The following is a 1,281-nucleotide window of genomic DNA, read 5'->3' on the forward strand; positions in this document are numbered from 1 at the left end:
CCACGCGGGAGTCGCTGGCATCTACAACATCTCCACCCTGGCCGCCCACCGCCGGCGCGGCTACGGCGGCGCCATCACACTCGCGGCCCTCCGTATGGCCCGCAACCGGGACCACCGCATCGCGGTCCTGCAGGCATCAGCCGACGGCGAGCCCGTTTACCGCCGCCTGGGATTCCGCTCCTGTGGCCAGTTCACCGAACACGCCGTCAACCCCTGAACCACCTCAGCCCCAATGGCCCTCCACCCGCCTTTCCTGACAGTGCCGGTCACAACCACTCGTTGATCGCCGCTACGAGGACAGTGGCCTCGTAGCGGACGGGCAAGCTTGTCGTATCGCGAGGCGACAGCGCGATATCTCTTGAGGCGGTTGATCCCGCACTCGACCGCATGGCGCTCGCGGTAGTCGGCCGGGTCGAAGCGCGGCGGCCGACCGCCGCGAGAGCCGAGCTTCTGGCGGTTGCGCGCCTGATCAGCCTTGTCTGGAATGGTGCAGCGGATCCCGCGGCGGCGCAGATAGGCACGGTTCTTGCGGGAGGCATACGCCTTGTCCGCCCGCACGCGATCGGGACGGATGCGCGGCCGGCCCGGCCCGATGCGGGGCACGCGAACCTTCTCCAGCACGGGCTCGAACTGCGGCGAGTCCCCCGCGCTGTCCTGCCGTGATCACGAGCGACATGAGCTTCTGACCTTGCTCGATGGCCAGGTGCAGCTTGGTGGTGAACCCGCCGCGCGACCTACCCAACCCGTGATCATGAGGCTCGGTGAAGACACCGCCCGGCGGTTCCTTCTGCAAGTCGCCCCGCTTGCGGGCCCCGGCCGCATGCTGATGGGCCCGGCACACCGTGGAGTCGATGCTCAGGTCCCACGTGATCGCGCCTTTCGCGTCAGCCAGGGACTGGAGCCGGGTGAGGATCCGGTGCCAAGTGCCGTCCCTCTGCCACCGGCGGAACAGATCGTAGACCCGGCCCCACGGCCCGTACTCGACAGGTACATCCCGCCACGGAACACCGGTACGAACCCGGAACCGTATACCGTCGATCAACTGCCGCCGAGGCCACACGGGCGGCCGCCCCGCCCTGGCACCCTTCGGCAACAGCGGCTTCAGCGCCGCCCACTGCTTGTCCGTGAGATCTCCCCGACGCATGAACCGTGATCATTCACAGCGCAAGATCTACTTTCGATACACGGCCTAGTACTCCAGCCGGACTTCGGTGTATGTCCTGGTCAACGGCTTGAGCGTGGGGATTGTAGCGGCGTGGTGCCGAGTGCGGGGCGGGTTCG

General features: G+C 67.7%; 1 protein-coding gene and 1 pseudogene. One reads left to right on the top strand and one right to left on the bottom strand.

Features of this window, described 5'->3' with window-relative positions:
• Positions 1-217: GNAT family N-acetyltransferase (locus ACIRJP_RS42695; RefSeq protein ID WP_404186655.1), on the top strand; the 217-nt coding region annotated here is incomplete at its 5' end.
• Positions 218-318: 101 nt separating this feature from the next.
• On the opposite strand, the pseudogene ACIRJP_RS42700 reads toward ACIRJP_RS42695, so the two are convergent.
• Positions 319-1,144, bottom strand: a pseudogene (locus ACIRJP_RS42700) (IS5 family transposase); the annotation flags it as partial.
• Between the last annotated feature and the right edge of the window lie 137 nt (positions 1,145-1,281).

The organism is Streptomyces sp. NPDC102437, assembly GCF_044765565.1.
Taxonomy (GTDB): Bacteria; Actinomycetota; Actinomycetes; order Streptomycetales; family Streptomycetaceae; genus Streptomyces.